This window comes from Photorhabdus kayaii, from assembly GCF_025384895.1.
Lineage (GTDB): Bacteria > Pseudomonadota > Gammaproteobacteria > Enterobacterales > Enterobacteriaceae > Photorhabdus > Photorhabdus kayaii.
Genome location: NZ_JAJAFZ010000027.1, coordinates 21,633 through 42,763 on the forward strand (window position 1 = coordinate 21,633; position 21,131 = coordinate 42,763).

Annotated in this window: 16 protein-coding genes; 10 read left to right on the forward strand and 6 right to left on the reverse strand. The window is 41.1% G+C overall.

The window, feature by feature from the left end; all coding sequences use genetic code 11:
• The first annotated feature begins 15 nt into the window (after window positions 1–15).
• The 8 genes from LGZ98_RS12005 (at window position 16) to dld (ending at window position 11,343) form a co-directional block, all read left to right on the forward strand.
• Window positions 16–1,497, forward strand: a complete 1,482-nt coding sequence (locus LGZ98_RS12005) for an amino acid permease (protein WP_262978122.1) — start codon at window positions 16–18, stop codon at window positions 1,495–1,497.
• A gap of 328 nt (window positions 1,498–1,825) precedes the next feature.
• Entirely contained in the window at window positions 1,826–2,959 is a 1,134-nt protein-coding gene (locus tag LGZ98_RS12010; protein ID WP_228902706.1) for an ABC transporter substrate-binding protein, read from the forward strand.
• Between the two features lie 24 nt (window positions 2,960–2,983).
• Window positions 2,984–4,069, forward strand: coding sequence for a FecCD family ABC transporter permease (locus tag LGZ98_RS12015; RefSeq protein WP_113041914.1), 1,086 nt, complete (start codon window positions 2,984–2,986; stop codon window positions 4,067–4,069).
• A complete protein-coding gene (locus tag LGZ98_RS12020) occupies window positions 4,066–4,866 on the forward strand; it encodes an ABC transporter ATP-binding protein (RefSeq protein WP_113041913.1) in 801 nt (266 codons plus the stop codon). The genes LGZ98_RS12015 and LGZ98_RS12020 overlap by 4 nt, the downstream gene beginning before the upstream one ends.
• Window positions 4,867–4,908: 42 nt before the next feature.
• The gene (locus LGZ98_RS12025) at window positions 4,909–5,091 is read left to right on the forward strand and encodes a hypothetical protein (RefSeq protein ID WP_146748077.1); all 183 of its coding nucleotides are present in this window, start codon (window positions 4,909–4,911) and stop codon (window positions 5,089–5,091) included.
• Between the two features lie 261 nt (window positions 5,092–5,352).
• Window positions 5,353–7,332: a ligand-gated channel protein gene (locus LGZ98_RS12030; protein WP_113041911.1), complete on the forward strand. Its 1,980-nt coding sequence runs from the start codon at window positions 5,353–5,355 to the stop codon at window positions 7,330–7,332.
• 717 nt (window positions 7,333–8,049) lie between these two features.
• Window positions 8,050–9,432 (forward strand): APC family permease, encoded by a 1,383-nt coding sequence (locus LGZ98_RS12040; protein WP_113041910.1) that lies wholly within the window; start codon window positions 8,050–8,052, stop codon window positions 9,430–9,432.
• Window positions 9,433–9,627: 195 nt separating this feature from the next.
• Window positions 9,628–11,343, forward strand: a complete 1,716-nt coding sequence (gene dld, locus LGZ98_RS12045) for a D-lactate dehydrogenase (RefSeq protein ID WP_262978123.1) — start codon at window positions 9,628–9,630, stop codon at window positions 11,341–11,343.
• A 138-nt stretch (window positions 11,344–11,481) separates the two neighbouring features.
• Here the strand turns inward: dld and sbcB are convergent, their stop codons facing one another.
• The 3 genes from sbcB to LGZ98_RS12060 form a co-directional block, all read right to left on the reverse strand.
• The gene (gene sbcB / locus LGZ98_RS12050; RefSeq protein WP_113041908.1) at window positions 11,482–12,912 is read right to left on the reverse strand and encodes an exodeoxyribonuclease I; all 1,431 of its coding nucleotides are present in this window, start codon (window positions 12,910–12,912) and stop codon (window positions 11,482–11,484) included.
• A 38-nt stretch (window positions 12,913–12,950) separates the two neighbouring features.
• The gene (locus LGZ98_RS12055) at window positions 12,951–13,094 is read right to left on the reverse strand and encodes a hypothetical protein (RefSeq protein WP_158536529.1); all 144 of its coding nucleotides are present in this window, start codon (window positions 13,092–13,094) and stop codon (window positions 12,951–12,953) included.
• A 588-nt stretch (window positions 13,095–13,682) separates the two neighbouring features.
• The gene (locus LGZ98_RS12060; protein ID WP_113041906.1) at window positions 13,683–13,913 is read right to left on the reverse strand and encodes a hypothetical protein; all 231 of its coding nucleotides are present in this window, start codon (window positions 13,911–13,913) and stop codon (window positions 13,683–13,685) included.
• Window positions 13,914–14,675: 762 nt separating this feature from the next.
• On the opposite strand from LGZ98_RS12060, the gene tmaR reads away from it, so the two are divergent.
• A complete protein-coding gene (gene tmaR, locus LGZ98_RS12065; RefSeq protein WP_112878499.1) occupies window positions 14,676–14,993 on the forward strand; it encodes a PTS system regulator TmaR in 318 nt (105 codons plus the stop codon).
• Between the two features lie 44 nt (window positions 14,994–15,037).
• On the opposite strand, the gene LGZ98_RS12070 is transcribed toward tmaR, so the two are convergent.
• Complete coding sequence (locus LGZ98_RS12070; protein WP_113041905.1) at window positions 15,038–15,670, reverse strand: SDR family oxidoreductase; 633 nt, start codon at window positions 15,668–15,670, stop codon at window positions 15,038–15,040.
• A 186-nt stretch (window positions 15,671–15,856) separates the two neighbouring features.
• Window positions 15,857–18,925, reverse strand: a complete 3,069-nt coding sequence (gene rne, locus LGZ98_RS12075) for a ribonuclease E (protein WP_113041904.1) — start codon at window positions 18,923–18,925, stop codon at window positions 15,857–15,859.
• A 559-nt stretch (window positions 18,926–19,484) separates the two neighbouring features.
• On the opposite strand from rne, the gene rluC reads away from it, so the two are divergent.
• Window positions 19,485–20,444, forward strand: a complete 960-nt coding sequence (gene rluC, locus LGZ98_RS12080) for a 23S rRNA pseudouridine(955/2504/2580) synthase RluC (RefSeq protein ID WP_113041983.1) — start codon at window positions 19,485–19,487, stop codon at window positions 20,442–20,444.
• Here rluC and LGZ98_RS12085 read toward each other — a convergent pair.
• Complete coding sequence (locus LGZ98_RS12085) at window positions 20,441–21,031, reverse strand: Maf family protein (protein ID WP_113041903.1); 591 nt, start codon at window positions 21,029–21,031, stop codon at window positions 20,441–20,443. The two genes, rluC and LGZ98_RS12085, sit on opposite strands and share 4 nt — an antisense overlap.
• Window positions 21,032–21,131: the final 100 nt, after the last annotated feature.

Here is a 21,131-nt window from a genome sequence, read left to right on the forward strand (position 1 = left end):
GCTAACAGGAACAGAATGTCTCAACAACAAAAAAGTGTTTCCCTGAAACCAGCAACGCAACATTTGCGACGTGAATTGAAAGCTCGGCATCTGGCGATGATTGCCGTTGGCGGATCAATAGGCACCGGGTTATTCGTGGCTTCAGGTGCGACAGTTTCACAAGCAGGGCCTGGCGGAGCATTACTTTCCTATGCATTAATTGGCTTGATGGTTTATTTCCTGATGACCAGTTTGGGGGAACTGGCCGCTTATATGCCCGTTTCCGGTTCTTTCTCAACTTACGGTTCCAAATATGTTGAAGAAGGGTTTGGTTTCGCTCTGGGTTGGAACTACTGGTACAACTGGGCGGTGACTATCGCGGTGGATTTGGTTGCTGCCCAATTGGTTATGGGTTATTGGCTGCCGGATATGCCGGGTTGGATCTGGAGTGCGTTATTCCTCGCGCTGATTTTCCTACTGAATTTTATTTCAGTGAAAGGATTTGGTGAAGCTGAATATTGGTTCTCTTTAATTAAAGTCAGCACGGTTATTGTTTTTATTGTGGTCGGATTACTGATGATAGCCGGCATCATGAAAGGGGCAGAAGGTGCTGGATGGCATAACTGGACTATTGGTGATGCACCTTTTGCCGGTGGTTTCTCTGCCATGATTGGCGTGGCAATGATAGTTGGGTTTTCTTTCCAGGGAACTGAGTTAATTGGCATTGCGGCGGGTGAGTCAAAAGATCCGGCAAAAAATGTTCCCAGTGCTGTACGTAAGGTATTTTGGCGTATTCTGCTATTCTATATTTTTGCGATCCTGATTATCAGTTTGATTGTTCCTTATACTGATCCAAGCCTACTGCGTAATGAGGTTGGTGATATTAGTGTTAGTCCGTTTACGTTGGTATTTGAAAACGCTGGTTTGTTATCCGCCGCCGCTATGATGAATGCGGTTATTTTGACGGCTGTGCTGTCTGCGGGTAATTCAGGTATGTATGCATCGACTCGTATGTTGTTCACATTGGCAAAAGAGGGTAAAGCACCGAGGATTTTTGGCAAATTATCCAAAGGTGGTGTACCGCGTAATGCCTTGTATGCAACGACAGTGGTTGCTGCGTTGTGTTTCCTCAGTTCAATGTACGGTAACCAGACCGTCTATCTGTGGTTGTTGAATACTTCTGGGATGACCGGTTTTATTGCATGGTTGGGGATTGCTATTAGCCATTATCGTTTCCGCCGTGGTTATGTAGCTCAGGGGTTGGATTTAAGTAAATTACCTTATCGTTCAGGATTTTTCCCGGTTGGTCCAATCTTTGCGTTTGTTTTGTGTCTAACCATCACATTAGGACAGAATTATCAGGCATTTCTACAAGATAAAATTGACTGGTATGGTGTAACTGCAACTTATATTGGTATTCCACTATTCCTGTTGATTTGGTTTGGTTACAAATTAGTTAGGAAAACTCACTTTATCAAATATAGCGAGATGAAATTTCCTGATATCACGAATCAGTGAATGTAAATACGTTAAATCGTGATTAACAGGTCGGTAGGAATCTTTGAAAAAATTCCTACCAGCTTGGTTTTATGGTTTTTTTAATTCGATTCACGATTAATTTATTATTATCTTAATGTTTTATTTATTTGAGTAGATAAGCCGTTTTTGATAAGAAATTAAAAGAATACACTCATTTTGTGATCAAATAGGTATTTTTTATTTTTCATAGTGTTAATTCATGCAATTAATCACGTAATTTACCAAAATTTGTGTAGATCATATTGATAAGTATTCTCATTTGTCCTATTGTTAGTACCATAATTATTAATATGAAAGGGCTAACAAAATGAAATTTATGTCGCGATCCATAGCAAAGAGTATCAGTGTCGGCCTGTTAGCGGGTTCGGCAGTCATGGCAAGCTTCGCATCATGGGCTGAAACGGTCACCGATATAGTTGGTCGTACTGTTGAAGTTCCTGAGAATGTAAATCGTATTTTGTTGGGCGAAGGCCGTTTGTTCCACGCTATCGCTTTACTTGAAGGTGATAAACCACTGGCCCGTATTGCGGGTTGGCAAGGTGATTTCCGCAAACTGGACCCACAGTCTTACGCCGTCTATAAAGCTAAATTCCCTGAGATTGATAAGGTTCCTTTGATTGGTAACACCAGTGCTGATAGTGTCAGCTCTGAAAAAGTGTTAACCCTCAATCCGGATATCGCCATTTTTGGCTTGTCTGGTCATGGTCCTGGTAAAAACAGCGAACTGGTCGCCCAACTTGAAAAGGCAGGTGTTCCGGTTGTATTTGTTGATTTTCGTACTGAGCCGTTAAAGAATACGCTGCCGAGCATTCGTATGCTAGGTAAAGTACTAAATCGTGAAAAACAAGCGACAGAATATGCCGATTTTTACGAGAAAAATGTAAAACTGGTGACTGATATCACCAATAAAATCTCGGAAGAGAAAAAACCAACAGTATTTATCGACTTGAGAGCGGGTGCTTTTGAAGACTGCTGTGCGACTGCCGGTAATGGCAATATGGGTAATTTTATCGATTTGGCTGGTGGTAAAAACATTGCTAAAGGTGTTCTGCCAGGCGCACTTGGTAATATGAACCTCGAAAAAATTATTGCAGTTGACCCTTATATTTACATTGCTAGTGGGGCAAAAGCGCCAGACAGTAATGAACCTGGTGTAAAACTGGGAGCGCAATCTACGCCTGAACTAGCAAAAGCCAGTCTGAAACAAATGACTGAACGTAAAGGTATCAGCTCGTTGACTGCGGTCAAAGAGGGCAGAGACTATGCGATTTGGCATAACTACTACAATTCTCCCTATAATGTGGTAGCGACTCAGGTATTTGCTAAATGGTTCTATCCTGAGAAATTTACAGATTTAGATCCGCAGAAGACACTGAATGAATTACACAGTAAATTCCTGGCAGTTGATCCATCAGGGGTTTATTGGATCAGTGAAAAATAATCAGTAAGTCAGGTAACGGGAATAATGAGTGCCACTACCGAGCCGATGCCAATGGTGAAACAACAATTAGATGACAGCAGTGTAAAAGCCCATTACCAATATATTTTACGCCGCCGTATTGTGATGATGGTCTTCATCGTGCTGATTATTGGTGTTTCACTGGTATTAGATTTTACGATAGGTCCATCAGGTTTATCTTTGTCATCTCTCTGGCAGACTTTAGTATCGCCAGAGAGTGTGGATGCGGGTACACGGGTAATTGTTTGGGATATCCGTTTACCCTATGCCCTGATGGCGGTAGTGATTGGCCTGTCCCTTGGGTTGGCTGGCGCGGAAATGCAGACGATCTTAAATAACCCATTAGCCAGTCCCTCTACTTTAGGGGTTGCCCAGGCGGCTGCATTTGGTGCTGCGTTGGCGATTGTGTCTGGTATTGGTATTCCAGGCGTGCCTGATCAATGGTTCATTTCTGCGAATGCTTTCATTTTCGCCTTGTTGGCAGCATTGGTGCTGGATACGATTACTCGTTGGACACGAGTTGCTACGTCTGGGGTCGTATTATTTGGCATTGCATTAGTTTTTACCTTTGAAGCATTGGTTTCCATGATGCAGTTTATTGCAACGGAAGATACCCTTCAGGGGCTGGTACTTTGGACAATGGGTAGCCTTGCCAGAGCAACCTGGATAAAACTGGGTGTTATGTTGTTGGTGTTTGCCGCCGTTTTTCCTATTTCAATGATGAATTCTTGGAAGCTGACAGCGCTGCGCTTGGGTGAAGATCGTGCAATCAGTTTTGGTATTGATGTTCGTCGTCTGCGCCTGGGGACATTATTGCGTATCAGTATTCTTGCTGCTTTAGCAGTTGCCTTTGTTGGGCCAATTGCCTTTATCGGTTTAATTGCGCCACATATTGCCCGCATGATGTTTGGTGAAGATCATCGTTTCTATTTGCCAGCCAGTGCCTTGATTGGTGCACTGGTGCTGTCTATGGCGTCCATCGCCTCGAAAAACTTGATCCCGGGTGTCGTTATTCCTGTTGGGATCGTTACTGCGTTAGTTGGGGTTCCATTCTTCCTTAGCATAATCTTACGTCATAGGGCGAATATATGAATCCGGGATTAACCATTAACAATTTTTTTGCAGGTTATCCGAAACATTCTGTTATTGAAAATCTGAATGTTGCTCCGTTGCCTCGTGGGAAAATTACAGTATTGTTGGGGCCAAATGGTAGCGGTAAATCAACACTTTTGCGTTCTTTGGCTGGTTTAAATCGTGCAAGAGGCCAGCTTTGGCTTGATGGTCAAGATTTGATGAAGATGAGTTTTGTCCAGCGATCGGAAAATGTGGTTTATTTACCACAAAGCTTACCTGCTGGTGTTCATTTGCATGTACTGGAGTCAATTATCGTTGCTCAACGGGCATCCGGAGGGCGTTATTCTGAAACCAGCGAAGAAGAAGTGATGTTGCTGTTACGTCAGTTGGGGATTGAGCATCTGGCGTTATGTTATTTAGATCAGTTATCTGGCGGTCAAAAACAATTAGTCGGATTAGCACAGTCGTTAATTCGTAAACCAGCATTATTATTATTAGATGAACCACTTAGTGCGCTGGATTTAAATTATCAATATCACGTAATGGCGTTGGTGGCACAAGAAACTTATCAGCGGAATATTATTACTGTGGTCGTTGTGCATGATATTAATATCGCTTTGCGTCATGGTGACCATGTATTAATGTTGCAAAAAGGGCATTTAATTGCCGAGGGAACTCCTGAGCAGGTTATTACGCCAGATAGTCTGGCACAGGTTTATGGTGTCAAAGGCAGAATTGAACGTTGTTCTCAGGGTATTCCTCAGGTATTAGTTGATGGATTAGTTTCAAAGCTAGTGAGAGAAAATTCATTTTAACTTATTGTTTAATATATATTTTTAATAAAGTGTAGGCGCAGAATGCGTACAAAAATCAGAATGTGCATTGTCGTATATACCCTATGGATTTCAAGTTGCATCGCGACGGCAAGGGAACGAATCCCCGGGAGCATAGATAACTATGAGACCGGGGTGAGTGAGTGCAGCCAACAAAGAGGCAGCTTGAAAGATGACGGGTATATACCCTATGGATTTAAAAGCTAAGCCATATTTGAAAGCTACAGTTTTTGTCTGGTTAATGCTGAGATTCATTCTTTACTGCGAAGAATAGTAAATGGAATAAGTTAATAAGATGGATTGTTGTAATTAATAAAAAATATTGTCTTATGTCTTATGGTAATAAGATGTAAGCAAACTAATAAAACCACACAGAGGTAAATATTTTATCCTCGTTATTTGAGCACATGTTGATTATCCATTTTTATAGATAAATAAAGTGTAATTATATCTCTTGGAGAATCGGGAATGGGTGTTTTTAATAAAAGAAAAATCGCGTTAGGTATTATTGCTGCAATCTCATCTGGCCCAGTTTTTGCGGCTAGTAGCAGTAATGACACTATTCTTGTCACTACGGCAGCTGGTTTTCAACAGAAAATTGAAGATGCGCCAGCGTCTATTTCTGTGGTGAGCCGTGAACAATTGGAAACTAAGGCTTATCGTGATGTGACTGATGCACTGAAAGATGTGCCAGGTGTCGTTGTTACAGGTGGTGCTAGCAGCAGTGATATCAGTATTCGCGGTATGGCGTCTCAATATACAATGATTCTGGTTGATGGTAAGCGTGTTGATACCCGTGGTACTCGTCCAAACCGTGATAATTCTGGGATTGAACAGGGGTGGTTGCCGCCATTGGCCGCGATAGAACGTATCGAGGTTGTTCGTGGTCCTATGTCTTCTCTTTATGGTTCTGATGCGATGGGAGGGGTGATTAACATCATTACCCGTAAGGCACAGAAAGAGTGGAAAACCAGCTTCCGCGCTGATGGCACTTTGCAGGAGCGTTCTAAATCAGGTAATAGTCATCAGAGTAGTGTGTATACGTCAGGTCCAATTATTGATGGATTATTAGGGCTGAAAGTGAGCGGCCTGTATTCTCACCGTAATGAAGATAAATTTATCGGTGGGTTTAACAAACAGGAAATGCGTAATGGTTCAGCCACTTTCTCTTTCACTCCCGATGAGCAGAATACTTTTGATTTTGAAGCGGGACGTTATGAGCAAGATCGTGATTCTACTGTAGGGAAAACAAAGACAAGTAGTTGGCGATCTCCAGGTAATAGTCAAAGTCGATATAAAAGAAATAATTACTCTATCACCCATAATGGCGTTTACGATTTTGGAACGTCGACAACGTACTTCCAGCGTGATGAATCACGTAATCCTGGTCGTGATATGAAATATTACGATAATCTGTTCAATACTCATACAGTGTTTATGTTGGATGATCATTCATTGAGTATAGGTGGTCAGTATCGTTATGAAGATTTACGCGATGAAGGGAATCAATTAGCTTCTGCTAAAAATATCAATAAGCTGAACCGTTGGAGTTGGGCGTTATTTGCTGAAGATGAATGGCAAATGACCAATGACTTTGCTCTGACCGGTGGTATCCGCATGGATAAAGACGAAAACTTCGGTGACCATTGGACTCCACGTTTGTACGGTGTATGGCATGTTGATGAGCAATGGACGATTAAAGGAGGCGTTTCTACAGGATATCGTTCACCAGAATTACGTCAGGCAGCATCTAATTGGGGGCAGATTACGGGTGGCGGTGGTGATCCAGCGATTATCGTCGGTAATCCGGATTTGAAACCGGAGAAGAGCTTCAATCAGGAAATTGGTGTTATCTGGAACAATCGGGATAACTTTAATGTCGGTTTAACAATATTCAACACTGAATTTAAAGATAAAATTACTGAATTACGTCGTTGTACCGATCCAAGTGGTAAATCTCAGGGCAAATGTGTTATTGATGGCACTGCTTATAAATTTATCAGTGACCGTGTGAACATTGATAAAGCCAATATGCGTGGTGTAGAAGCGACGATGAACTGGGATATTGTTGATAACTGGGTATTGGCTGCAAACTATACGTATACTGATTCTGAGCAAAAGAGCGGTAACTTCAAAGGGAAGCCTTTGAATAAGATGCCTAAACATATGGTGAATGCAACCTTAAACTGGCAGGTTTTACCAGAAATGCAAACTTGGGCGCGTGTTAACTACCGTGGCAAAACTTCGAATTATTTATCACGTACCTCTATGGGGACAGGAACACCGTCTTATACCTTTGTGGATATCGGTGTCAGCTATTATCTGGCTGAAGGTTTACGCTTGGTAGGGGGGGTATATAACGTGTTTGAAAAACAAGTGACTGAAGACACCCATGATATAGTATTGGATGGCCGTCGTTATAACATTGGTATTAATTACGACTTTTGATAATACGTTCTAACTAACTATACCCTATGGATTTCAAGATGGATCGCGACGGCAAGGGAGTGAATCCCCGGGAGCATAGGTAACTATGTGACCGGGGTGAACGAGTGCAGCCAACAAAGAGGCAACTTGAAAGATAACGGGTATATTTTATAATCCTCCTTGTTTGTCGCTGACAAGGAGGATTTTTGTTTTTTGCTTATACCTGTAAAACTGAATAGAAATCCGTTTTGTGTTGTGTTAAAACTTAGCCACATTAAAAAAATGTATATGACACCGTCAAATTCCATAGCGTCATCAATGAGTGTGGTAAAAAATAATGAACTTTTAGTGTGGTGAGTATTGCTATTTCAGGTCTTCAAGTGCAGAATTCGCCCACTAGAGAATAACTGATGCGTTTATATGCGTCGGTTATTTTTTTTGCTATGACTTATTTTTTACTATACCAGAGGCCGGACTCTGAGCCGGATAGATAATTGGCCCACGATCAACCGCAATGAGAATCGGTTGCCGTAATGAGGAACGCTAATATGGAGCAATTATTTCCTTTCGCACTTGTGCCAATTGGCACATGCTGCTGCATCGATGACTATGGAGCATTGAGCTCTGCATATAATCCAGCCTCTAATTCTACTGCCTATAGGCAGAAGCGAAGTCTTCCCAGTAACTATCGATTAAGTAGTGTCATAACACGAATCGGAGTTATGGGAGGTTTTGCTCATGACTCATAATACTGTAATCACACTAGGTACCAACCAGACTGGTGCTAATAATCGCGTTCAGCTCAGAAAAACACTGACCTTGGTTCAGGTAGTGATGATGGGTCTTGCTTATCTGCAACCTATGACTATCTTTGATACTTTCGGTATTGTTTCTGGTTTGACTAACGGTCACGTAGCGACATCCTACGCTATTGCTTTGATCGCAATTCTGTTTACCGCCGTGAGCTACGGGAAGTTGGTAAAACGTTTCCCTTCTGCTGGATCTGCATATACTTATGCACAAAAATCCATTAGTCCGCATGTTGGCTTTATGGTGGGTTGGTCATCGCTATTGGACTATATGTTCATGCCGATGATTAATATCTTGTTAGCGAAAATTTATCTTCAGGCCATTTTTCCTAGCGTAGATCCGTGGATCTTCGTTGTGGGTTTTGCATTACTGATGACCGCTTTTAACCTGCGTGGCATTAACGTTGTTGCTAATCTCAACACGGCTATTGTTATTGTTCAGGTGGCCATTATGGTCGTATTTGTGGGTTTACTGATCCACGGTGTGTACAACGGGGAAGGAGTAGGAACTTTATGGAATGCGAAACCATTTGTTTCTGAAGATGCCCATTTGATCCCAATGATTACTGGGGCGACGATTTTGTGCTTCTCATTTCTAGGGTTTGATGGCATTAGTTCGTTGTCCGAAGAGACTCCGAATGCTGGTAAGGTGATTCCGAAAGCGATTTTCCTGACAGTATTAATCGGTGGTGTTATCTTCATTGCGGTTTCTTATTTCTTGCAGCTCTATTTTCCGGATATTTCTCGGTTCAAGAACCCGGATGAATCTCAGCCAGAAATTATGCTGTATGTAGCAGGTACTCTGTTCCAATCCATTATTTTGGTGTTCTCTTGTGTCACTGTTTTGGCTTCTGGTATGGCGGCTCACGCGGGGGTTTCCCGTTTGCTCTATGTTATGGGGCGCGATGGTGTATTTCCTGAGAAAATATTTGGCTATGTTCATCCAAAATGGCGGACTCCGATAATCAACGTATTGTTGGTAGGCACCATAGGGTTATCTGCGATTACCTTTGATCTGGTTACTGCAACAGCTCTGATTAACTTTGGTGCGTTGATAGCGTTCACCTTTGTAAACTTATCAGTTATTTCTCAATTCTATATCCGTGAACGTCGTAACCGTACATTAAAAGATACCATTAATTTCTTGATATTACCTGTGATAGGTGCTTGTACTGTTAGCGTACTATGGATGAATCTGGAGCAAAGTTCTATGGAATTGGGGCTAACTTGGGGAGCAATTGGTCTGGTTTATATGGTATTCCTGACCCGTAGCTTCCGTCAGCCGATGCCTCAATACTCTGAAATGGTTTAATATTTAGCAAAAGAATAATGGCGCCGAATTTGGCGCCATTATTTTTACTATGTTGCTAATTTTACCGTAATAGTTAACGAAAAGGAGCTTAAGAAAAAAAACAGCGAGGTCGCTTACAGATAAGAAAAATTTCAACGGTAAACGAAGAAAAACAATCTATGCTCTGAGAGGTAATTGTATATTAAGGAAGAGACTATGAATGATGCAAAGACCTCTCAAAATCAGCAACTCATTACTACCCTGACCAATATTGTCGGTAAATCTCATATCCTGACTGCTCCCCATAAAACTGAACGTTATCGTAAAGGCTTTCGCTCCGGCCAGGGAGATGCTTTAGCCGTTGTATTTCCCGGCTCGCTGGTGGAACAGTGGCGTGTGTTTAAGGTCTGCGCTGAAGCAGATAAAATCATTTTAATGCAGGCGGCCAACACGGGTATAACTGAAGGTTCTACTCCGAATGGTAAGGATTACGATCGTGACATAGTCATTATTAGCACGCTGCGCATGAATAAAATTCAGATTTTAAAACAGTATAATCAGGTAGTTGCATTACCTGGCAGTACATTATGGCAACTTGAACGGGCGCTCAAGCCGCTGGGACGTGAACCACATTCAGTTATCGGTTCTTCCTGTATTGGCGCTTCTGTGATTGGGGGCATCTGTAATAACTCAGGAGGTTCTTTAGTTCATCGTGGGCCGGCTTATACCGAAATGGCATTGTATGGACGTGTTAATGAGTGTGGTAAGCCAGAATTGATTAATCATCTGGGTATCTATTTGGGAGAAACACCAGAAGAGATTCTCTCTTGTCTGGAAGAACAGCGTTACAGTGATCAGGATGTAGAACAGGGTCAGCGTAAAGCATCTGATCATGAATATGCCCAACGAGTACGTGACGTAGATGCTGATACTCCATCTCGTTTTAATTCTGACGAGCGTCGTTTATTTGAAGCTTCAGGTTGTGCGGGTAAGTTGGTTGTGTTTGCTGTGCGGCTCGATACTTTTCCGGCAGAACCTTTGTCTCAAGTATTTTATATCGGTACCAACCAAACTGGCGTATTGACGGAATTGCGTCGCCATATATTAGCAAATTTTCATAATTTACCGGTGGCGGGTGAATATATGCACCGGGATATTTTCGATATTGCGGAAACTTACGGTAAAGATACTTTCATCATGATTGATAAGCTTGGCACGGATAAGATGCCGGCTTATTTTACTTTGAAAGGGAGAATGGACGCTCTTTTCAACCGAATTCCATTTTTACCTGTCAATCTTATCGATCGCATTATGCAGGGGTTAAGTCGTTTACTTCCCTCCCACTTGCCTAAACGTTTGAAAGAATATCGTAATCGTTTTGAGCACCATTTGATATTAAAAATGTCAGGTGATGGGGTTGAAGAGGCCAGAAGCTGGTTGGAAGAATATTTTAGCCGGGTGGAAGGGGATTTTTTTGCTTGTACGCCGGAGGAGGGTGCTAAAGCGTTCTTGCATCGTTTTTCCGCCGGTGGTTCAGCGATCCGTTATCAAGCGGTGCATAGTAACGAAGTAGAGAATATCCTGTCACTTGATATCGCTCTGCGCCGCAATGATCGTGAATGGTTTGAACAATTACCCCCAGAGTTTGATGATGTATTGGTACACAAACTTTATTGCGGGCATTTTATGTGCTACGTGTTTCATCAGGATTACATTGTGAAAAAAGGGGTGGACGTACAGGCATTGAAAGAAAGAATGATAGAGCTGCTTGATAAACGAGGAGCGGAATATCCCGCAGAGCATAATGTGGGTCATCTATATCAGGCTAAACTTCAACTTAAGGCTTTTTATCGGATGACTGATCCCACTAACACTCTCAATCCCGGAATTGGGAAAACATCCAAGTTGAAAAATTGGGGTGAAAGATCTTAATGTCAATATTCTCAGTAGTGACAATGTCATGTTGTCACTAGGAAAGTTTAAATCTGTAAAGATTGATGAGAGAGTTATCCTGTCGGAAAGGCGAGTATATATGACTCGCCGTTTTATATTTACCTACTGTCTGTTTAATTATCCGACCAGTTTTGCCGCATACTCCATGAGTGCTTTAAGTTGACGGCATTTTTCTTCGTTGCCTTGATATTCAGTGAAGAGTTGTTCAATTATAAAGAAATATTCACTCAGCTTATCTTGAGTTAATACATCTTGACGATGACGTAACCAGTGTTGTTGTTCATCGTAAGTTAGAGTAGCAGGGTAGTTTCTGGCTCTATAGCGGAATAACAGCGTTTTAATACGTGGGTCCTGAAAAGTCAGATCGAGTGCAGGTAAATTCTGAGGTAATGTCTCACGGATAATATTCATTGCTGCTTTATCGGCACTACTAAAAAAACCATCATACAGCTTAGCATCAACATTATCAGATTCAGGGAAAGGTTCAGCCTCTGCAAATAGCTCTACAACTTTTTCTCTAATTTGTGGATTATTTCGCAGAATAGCCAGATTTCTTTCACAATGATCACGATCCAAACCGATACGCTCAGCGTCTTCTGTTCGCAAAGTATTATCGGGGGCGACTATTGGGCACTTATTAATATGAACCAGTTTTATCGGGACTGGTAGTTGATCTGGCTGTAATTCATCATGGCGGGTATATAGACGTTCACGCAATGTATCTGCATCCAATTCCAGTAATGGTGAAATATCTCCGGCTAAATCGCACATAATAACGGCATTCTGATTTACCGGATGCCAGGCAAGAGGTGCAACCAAACTGAGATTGCTGCGAGCAGCGCCAAACATCCCGGAAACATGAACTAGCGGTTTCATTTGGGGAATATCGATGAGGGCGCTAATTTTCTGCTTATTTCTTAACTGAAAGAAATAATTAAACATCCTTGGCTGTACTTCTTTGAGTAATTTTGCCATTGCGATTGTGGCATAGACATCGGACATCGCATCGTGAGCATGTGAATGTTCAACACCATTTGCCTTAGTCAGATGTTCTAGCTTAAAGCTAGGTAGACCATCTTCATTCTTTGGCCAGACAATACCTTCGGGGCGCAAGGCATAACAGGCACGTAATACATCAAGTAAATCCCAACGGGAATTACCTTTTTGCCAACTATAAGCGTACGGATCATAAAAATTGCGGTAAAAAATATTACGGCTGACTTCATCATCAAACCGAATATTGTTATAACCGAGGATACAACTGTTCGGTACACTGAATACATTATGAATCTGGCGGGCAAATTCCGCTTCATTGACCCCTTTTTCTAATGCAATTTGCGGAGTAATACCTGTAATCATGACAGCTTCTGGTTGTGGCAGATAATCATCAGCAGGTGAACAGTAAATAACTAATGGCTCTTCAATAATATTGAAATCCATATCAGTACGAACACCAGCAAATTGAGCCGGTCTGTCTAAGGCCGGATGTTGACCAAAAGTTTCGTAGTCGTGGATGTAGAAAGTGGGTTGTTCGCTGTTATTTTTCACGGTTGTTCAATGTCCAATGATGTTAATTGTTTGTTTTTTCAGAGAATGGACGACATTTTTGCCATAAAATAGAGACAATTGTTGTTTACTATCTTAGAGAATCTGGTAATTGCAATCAATATTGTATACCCGTTATCTTTCAAGTTGCCTCTTTGTTGGCTGCACTCACTCACCCCGGTCACATAGTTATCTATGCTCCCGGGGATTCGCTCCCTTGCCGCCGCGATCCATCTTGAAATCCATAGGGTATATACATGTTTTCCTGCTTTTTGTTTTGCGATTGGAGGCCGATTATTAACATTTTGGGTACTTGGAATAAAAAATTGTCTATTTTAAGACCATTTACCCTTGACAATATTGACCTGCCTACCACAGTATCCATCGAAGTATTGAAAAAATAAACGAGGTGAATATGTCAAATTTAATTTATTTAACAGTTAAAGGCCAAAACCAAGGGTTAATTTCTGCTGGATGTTTCACATCATCCGGTAATTATCACTAAATCTATTGATAAAGCTTCTCCTTTATTAGCAAAATAACGGAAAAAATAAAAGAAAAATGTATATTACTCCAATAGGTTACAATTAGTAAGCATAAAAGTTATTCTTCACCAAGGTAGATTTGACTAATAAGTACATTTTTCAGGGGGGCTATTTCAATGGTATTATTACCGGCAATCTATAAAGACCTTTTACTAGTTTGCTGATGAATTGTTTAGGCAATTTTACCAGCAAACAGGGCATATAATAATTATAATATATTTTTCCTTATTAAGGATAATTAACTTCTTGAAAATGCTCATTAATAGATTCAATATATTGATCATTTAAACCAGTTTCATATTGAATTATTTCAAGTAAGTTTATTCTATTAACACTATAAAATGGTTTGATGGAAATCCCATTTTTGGAATGAGTTATTTTTATAATTGGAATTCTTGTTCTACGTGCATGACCAAAAGAGATTTCGTAACCATCCAAATAAAAAGGAATTTTTTTCATCACTAACCTAATCATCGTTATATTTTTCGTCAATTTTAATTATGTTTCAGTAATAAAGAATTTTTTATTTTATTATTAAGATGAATATCATAAATATAGTGATTTTTGTAAGGTGTTTAACTAATAAACTAATAAACTAATAAACTAATAAACTAATAAACTAATAAACTAATAAACTAATAAACTAATAAACTAATAAACTAATGGTTTTCCTATTTAATATAAATTATCTTCAAAATAATTTGCTAAAAATCCTATTTCACAAGGAATTGAAAAGTGAAAGTATTAAGACAGTTCAAAATATATGGAATGTTGGGGGAATAATAACATTTTATTCAAGTTTTTATTGTGTTCTATATAATTAATTGTCTTTATTTGGTTGGTTTATTAATATCTAACTTAATTATTTAATTTATAAATAGAATTAACTTTATAGTTTTTTATTCATTTTGTATGAGATAATAGTGATTAATAATCGTGCACTTGAAATCTGAAAAAATTGTAGAGTAACAGATGGAATATGAGCGATAGGGAAAAACTGTGCTTCTGCCAGTGGAAGATTGGTGATTTATTATTCATTCGCATTGGCTGATTGTTTTCGATTGAGTCAATATGCTGAACCTTTAGCAAGAAGTTAACTGGTTTATGTAATTAATGAGAATCAATAAATAACGGAAACTGACTTGTCTATTAATGGTTTTAGTCTTATTGTGTAGTCAGATTGGATAATTTGTACGTTTAGATTGAAGATAAGGTATGAAAATGGACAACGTAAATAAGCCGTCATTCCACAATGTGTTGGAGTTTGTACATATGTTTCGTCGTAAGAATAAGTTACAGCGCGAAATTGCAGACAATGAAAAGAAAATACGCGATAACCAGAAGCGTGTTTTATTGCTTGATAACTTGAGCGAATACATCAAGCCCGGTATGTCAATTGAAGATATTCAGAGCATCATTATGAATATGAGAAGTGATTATGAAGACCGTATAGATGATCATATAATTAAAAATGCGGATCTTTCTAAAGAGCGTCGTGAATTGTCTAAAAAGCTTAAAACAATGGGTGAACTCAAATAGCATCATTAAATAACCACGCATGAATGCGTGGTTATTCTTACCGACTACGCAACAGCCCAATCAGGTTTAAGCTCTGGATCAACTAAGGTATAAATCTGCTGATATGAAGATTCTTCTTCTGCCATAGTTGCCAGTTGATGTGCAACATCTTGGCGACTAACTGCACCATGAATTTCATGCTGATATCTTTGACAATGGCCTGTTCCTGGTTTATCGGTTAATCCTCCCGGGCGAATAATTGTGTAATTCAAGGAACTTGTCTGGAGGTAGCTTTCTGCCATTGATTTGAGCCTGACAGATTGGCCAAACAATGACTTAGCTCTGGGTGACAGGGTTTTCCAGCCTTCGCTACAACCTATTGAGGTAACGAGTAACATACGTGTTATTCCTGTTTTCTCAATAGCATCAATGATAGTCATATTGCCAAAGAGATCTGAATCAATTCCACCAATAGTAGAAAAGACGATTGCTTCTGAACTTACATGTTGTACCGTTTTTTCAACATCTTCAGCATTACAGGCATCACCTTGTATCACTTTGACACCTAAAGCACTCAGTTCAGTAGCCTGCTGAAAATTGCGGATAAGCGCAATGACGGGACGTTTTTGTTGCAGTGCGACAGTCACGAGATGACGTCCAACGCCACTACCTGCACCAAAAATAAGCCACGGTTTCATAGGTTATTCTCCTGGTTAAATAAGAAATCGAATGATAATTAATTGAACAGGGTTATGGTAATGACTGTTTAAGCTAACCCTTATGTGGATAGAATAAAATTAACGGTAGGTATTTTTGTGGGGTTAGTAGCAAAAAAAAAATGGCTCCCTAAAAAGAGCCATTTTGCTGATATTAAACAATGTTGTTTATTCAAAGAATTGCGGTTTAGCCATTGGTGAAGTAGCCGCATTAGTAGCTGAATGGCCCCCAGCTCCCCCTTTCCCTTCAAAATGAGAAAAAGGCCGTTGCCATTCGCTGATAGCAATAGGTTTTTCAATCATCTCAGGGGCTGGCGCTTTGGTCATCGGCGCATAAGAATGATGAATTTTGGCTATAATAGCAACAGGTTGTTTAACCATTTCATCTTTACTCTCTTCAATAATCATCACTGCTGCAATTTCTTTAGAAACAACAATGTCATCTTCTGCTTCAGATTGCTGCTCAAATTCAGGGATAATCGGTGTTATTGCAACCAGTTCAATAACTGACCGTTCTTCCTGCACTGATTCAGTTTGCTGTAGAACAATGTCATTTTGTTCTGTAATGCCTGTTTCAGATTTGATTCCGTTTTGGTGAGTTTCTAGCGTCTTTGCTACCTTCGGAGATTCAATGATGGTTTGTTCAGATTCTGCAACAACGATGATTGCAGGTACTGTTTCTGTTGCTATTGCCGACAATACCTCATTTTGCTGTTCTTGCTGTTCGATCATAGAAATTTCCTCAGGCATTTCTATGGAAATCGGAACCACCGGATAGCGAACCCAAACTTTACCGGAAGCCATTTCTGGTGATGCAACAGCCATAGATAATGGTACCGGTGATTGAAGTAGATTTCTTTCATCGCGGTAACGGCGGCGGCGCTGACCACTAACGCGCAAATGACGAGGAGAGCGACGAGAGCGGCGTGGCATAACATTATCTTGTTGCTCTTTATTTTCAGTCAATTGTTGCGGCTGGGCTGTTTCTACCGGTATTTCAACAGGTACTGGTAATTGCTCTTCTGTAACAACAGGTACGGGCAGCGAGGCGGCAGTTGTAACTTCTTTCACTTCATCTATGATGCGAATTTTTTGTTCAAGCTGACGACGTTGGCGACGTGGCATAACCGGTAGACGTTCTTCAACCTCATTTTCAACGACTTCCGGCTTCTGGGTTTCAAGTTGCTGCTGGCGTTTTTCTTCCTGACGACGGCGTTGACGTTCTGCACGTTGCTCGCGACGTTGCTGCTGTTGGGTTTCACGAGCAGCAGTATCTATCGTCACATTGTTATCTTGAGTGTCATTTTTCTGTTGAGTATTACGATTTTTCCGTTGTTCGTCACGATCACGGTTATTACGTTGTTCATCACGCAGATTATTATCATCACGATCTTTACGTGAATTTTGGCGGCGTTGATTGCGTCGTTCAGAAGAGCGACGGTTATCATGACCAGATAATTTATTCTCTTTTTTCTGTGCCGGTTTTTCTTCTTCTGCTTCTGTACTGAACATTTTTTTCACAGCAGCCAAGAAGCGGCTTAAGAGACCAGGTTGTTCCGTTATAGTCTGAGCAATGTGGTTTGGCTTTTTCTCTTTTGTTTTATGTGATGGTTGCTGTGCTGGTGTATCGGCTGGCAAAGCAAAAGCAGAAATAGCGGGCTGCTCAGGACGTTTACGTTCAGGTTGGACATCTTCTTGAGGATTTATCGTTCCTGCTTCATAAAATTGAGGAAGCAGATAGCTCAGTGCAGAAATTTCCTCACCCTTACGCACGCGTAGAACAGAGAAGTGAGGCGTCTGCATTTGATCGTTAGGCACGATCACTACGCCAACATCTCCCTGACGGCGTTCAATTGCACTGACTGCCTGGCGCTTTTCGTTTAGTAGATATGAGGCGATTTGTACTGGAACAATAGCATGGACTTGATGCGTGTTCTCTTTCAGTGCCTCTTCTTCAATCAGACGCAAAATGGATAGCGACAGGGATTCATTATCACGAATAGTCCCTGTGCCGCTACAGCGTGGGCAAACGTGGTGGCTGGATTCACCTAGTGATGGGCTCAGGCGCTGACGGGACATTTCCAGTAGACCAAAACGGGAAATACGGCCAATTTGAATACGAGCACGATCCTGACGAACAGCATCACGTAGGCGGTTTTCCACTTCACGTTGATGACGTACTGGTGTCATATCGATAAAATCGATAACAATCAAACCACCAAGGTCACGCAGGCGTAATTGACGGGCAATTTCATCCGCTGCTTCAAGGTTGGTATTAAAAGCCGTCTCTTCGATATCTCCTCCGCGTGTTGCACGGGAAGAGTTAATATCGATCGCAGTTAATGCTTCTGTGGTATCGATAACCACAGCACCGCCTGATGGCAGACGAACTTCACGCTGAAATGCAGATTCAATCTGTGATTCAATTTGATAATGGCTGAATAGGGGAACCTCACCACTATACAGCTTAATTTTACTGGTGAAATCCGGGCGGCCAAGTGCAGTGATATGTTGCCGTGCCAGATCGAGAACCTTGGGATTGTCGATTAGGATTTCACCGATGTCTGGGCGCAAATAGTCGCGGAAAGCACGGACGATGACATTACTTTCTTGATGGATTAAGAAGGGGGCAGAGCGGTTTTCGGCGGCTTTTTTGATCGCTTCCCAGTGTTTAAGGCGGAATGATAAATCCCACTGTAGTGCTTCTGCGGACTTACCGACACCCGCAGTGCGGACGATCAGTCCCATTCCTTCTGGCACTTCTAACGATGCCAAAGCTTCTTTCAGTTCTGTGCGGTCATCTCCTTCGATACGGCGGGAAATACCGCCCGCGCGAGGGTTATTAGGCATTAGTACCAGATAACTGCCCGCCAGACTGATAAAAGTGGTTAAGGCGGCCCCTTTATTACCACGTTCTTCTTTATCGACTTGAACGATAACTTCCTGGCCTTCCCTTAAAACATCTTTGATATTAGGGCGACCGTGAGGATGGTAGTTATTGGGAAAATATTCGCGGGCTATTTCTTTAATAGGAAGGAAACCATGCCGTTCAGCGCCGTAGTCAACAAAAGCAGCTTCCAGACTAGGTTCAATTCGGGTGATTTTACCTTTGTAGATATTTGCTTTTTTTTGCTCGTGTCCTGGGCTTTCGATATCCAAATCATAAAGGCGTTGCCCGTCAACCAGAGCAACACGCAACTCTTCTTGCTGAGTTGCGTTGATTAGCATTCTTTTCATTGTAACTTACTCATTATTTTTTACATTAGTTATAGAGCTACGGGCAAATATAGATGAGCGACTGGTAACCGATGGTCTCGTGTCTTTTACAAATCCGCCAACCTCCCGGTTGTCGTTTGTATAGAGACGCATATTTTCGGCAGGTCTGAATTTTCACTTAGAAAACAGTACCCTTTTCTAGGAATAATCTGCAAATATAAATGAAGCTGATTTGATCCAATTCCAGTAAACTGCTACCCGTAGCCCGCTAATTATTTGATTTCCCAGTACGTCTTACGCCATTGCTGCGTTTTTGTGCAATCAAATGAAGAACAAACGTTTAACTTCGCCATTCAGGTTTAAAAAACTGATGATGGCTACGTATTATTCCATTGCTGTTGGGGTGATAGCAAGGTGACTTTATGTCTTTAAGCGGTTTTTCTGATGAAATAGGAAGAAATAGTTAATATTTAATCTTTATCTTAAAGTAGGGAAGGTAACAACCGGAAAGTATGCGTGATTTTTACACATATTTAAAAATGAGTAGCACTCTGCTTGAGTGATAATTAAAATTGCTATCATGAAAACGAATAATCAAGTTGTACAATTTGTCACTATTGATGACGATGAAGCTGGACAGCGAGTTGATAATTTTTTATTAGCGCGTTTGAAGGGTGTTCCTAAGAGCATGATTTACCGGATTGTGCGTAAGGGGGAAGTGCGGGTAAATAAAGGCAGGATAAAACCTGAGTATAAATTGTCTGCGGGGGATGTTGTCAGAATTCCACCGGTTCGGGTTGCAGAACGGCAAGAAGCGTCAGTTTCAGCTAAACTGGATAAAGTCGCTGCATTAGACGATTGTATCTTATACGAAGATGACTATATTCTGGTGCTCAATAAACCTTCTGGTACGGCCGTTCATGGCGGTAGTGGTTTAAGTTTTGGTGTTATTGAAGGATTGCGGGTTTTGCGTCCGGAAGCAAAATTCCTCGAATTAGTGCATCGTTTAGATCGTGATACCTCTGGAATTTTGTTAATTGCTAAAAAACGCTCAGCTTTACGGGCCTTGCATGAGCAATTACGCCTTAAACAGATGCAGAAAGATTATCTGGCTTTAGTACGAGGACAATGGCAATCACATTGTAAGGTTGTTCAGGCTCCATTGCTGAAAAATATCCAGCAAAGTGGTGAGCGGATTGTTAAAGTAAACAGTGAAGGTAAGCCTTCTGAAACGCGTTTTAAAGTAGAAGAGCGTTTTGCCAATGCAACGTTAGTGAAAGCCAGTCCGGTAACGGGTCGAACTCATCAAATCCGTGTTCACACTCAATATGCTGGGCATCCGATCGCTTTTGATGATCGCTATGGGGATAAAGTTTTTGATTCGCAACTGTCAGCTACGGGCCTTAACCGCCTATTCTTGCATGCCAGTGCGATAAAATTTACTCATCCCTCGACGGGGGAGACATTACGTCTTGAAGCACCGATGGATGAGCAATTGCGCTATTGTATAAAAACGCTACGTCAGAATCACAGTAATTAACCTATCGCCGTCAGTGGGTTTACCCCCTGGCGGATTAATAATTCAGTCAATGTAATTAATGGTAAACCTATCAGCGTATTCGGATCTTTCCCTTCAAGTCGTTCAAATAAAGTGATTCCTAACCCTTCGCTTTTAAAGCTTCCGGCACAATTAAGAGGGTTTTCCGCAGTTAAATAAGCCCAGATTTCATCATCAGCCAGTTCTCTAAAATAGACATTGAATAATTCACAACGTGTATCAGTTATTCCTGTTTTGCTGTTAAAGAGAGAAATGCCGGTATAAAAGGTGACGCAATGACCACTGGCTTGCCGTAATTGTTTAAATGCATTTTCAAGACTGTGGGGCTTGCCGGTGATTTCGCCGTTAATAACACAAACTTGATCAGAACCAATAATCAAATGCTGAGAATATTTTGTTTGTAATGCCTGTGCCTTGGCTTGCGCCAAACGCATAACGAGTTGTTCTGCATTTTCATTCATTCGAGGTGTTTCATCAGTATTAGGCGCTGCGCATATAAAGGGTAAACGAAGTTTTTCCAGTAACATGCGGCGATAAGCTGATGTGGAAGCTAAAATGATTTGTGTCATAATTTTTCCAAAAGACATGGCGAAATAATTGCAGGCATTTTAAACTAGGCACAGCTTAATAAGCGAATATTTGGCGGAAAGGTGCAGATGTGTGGCCTTT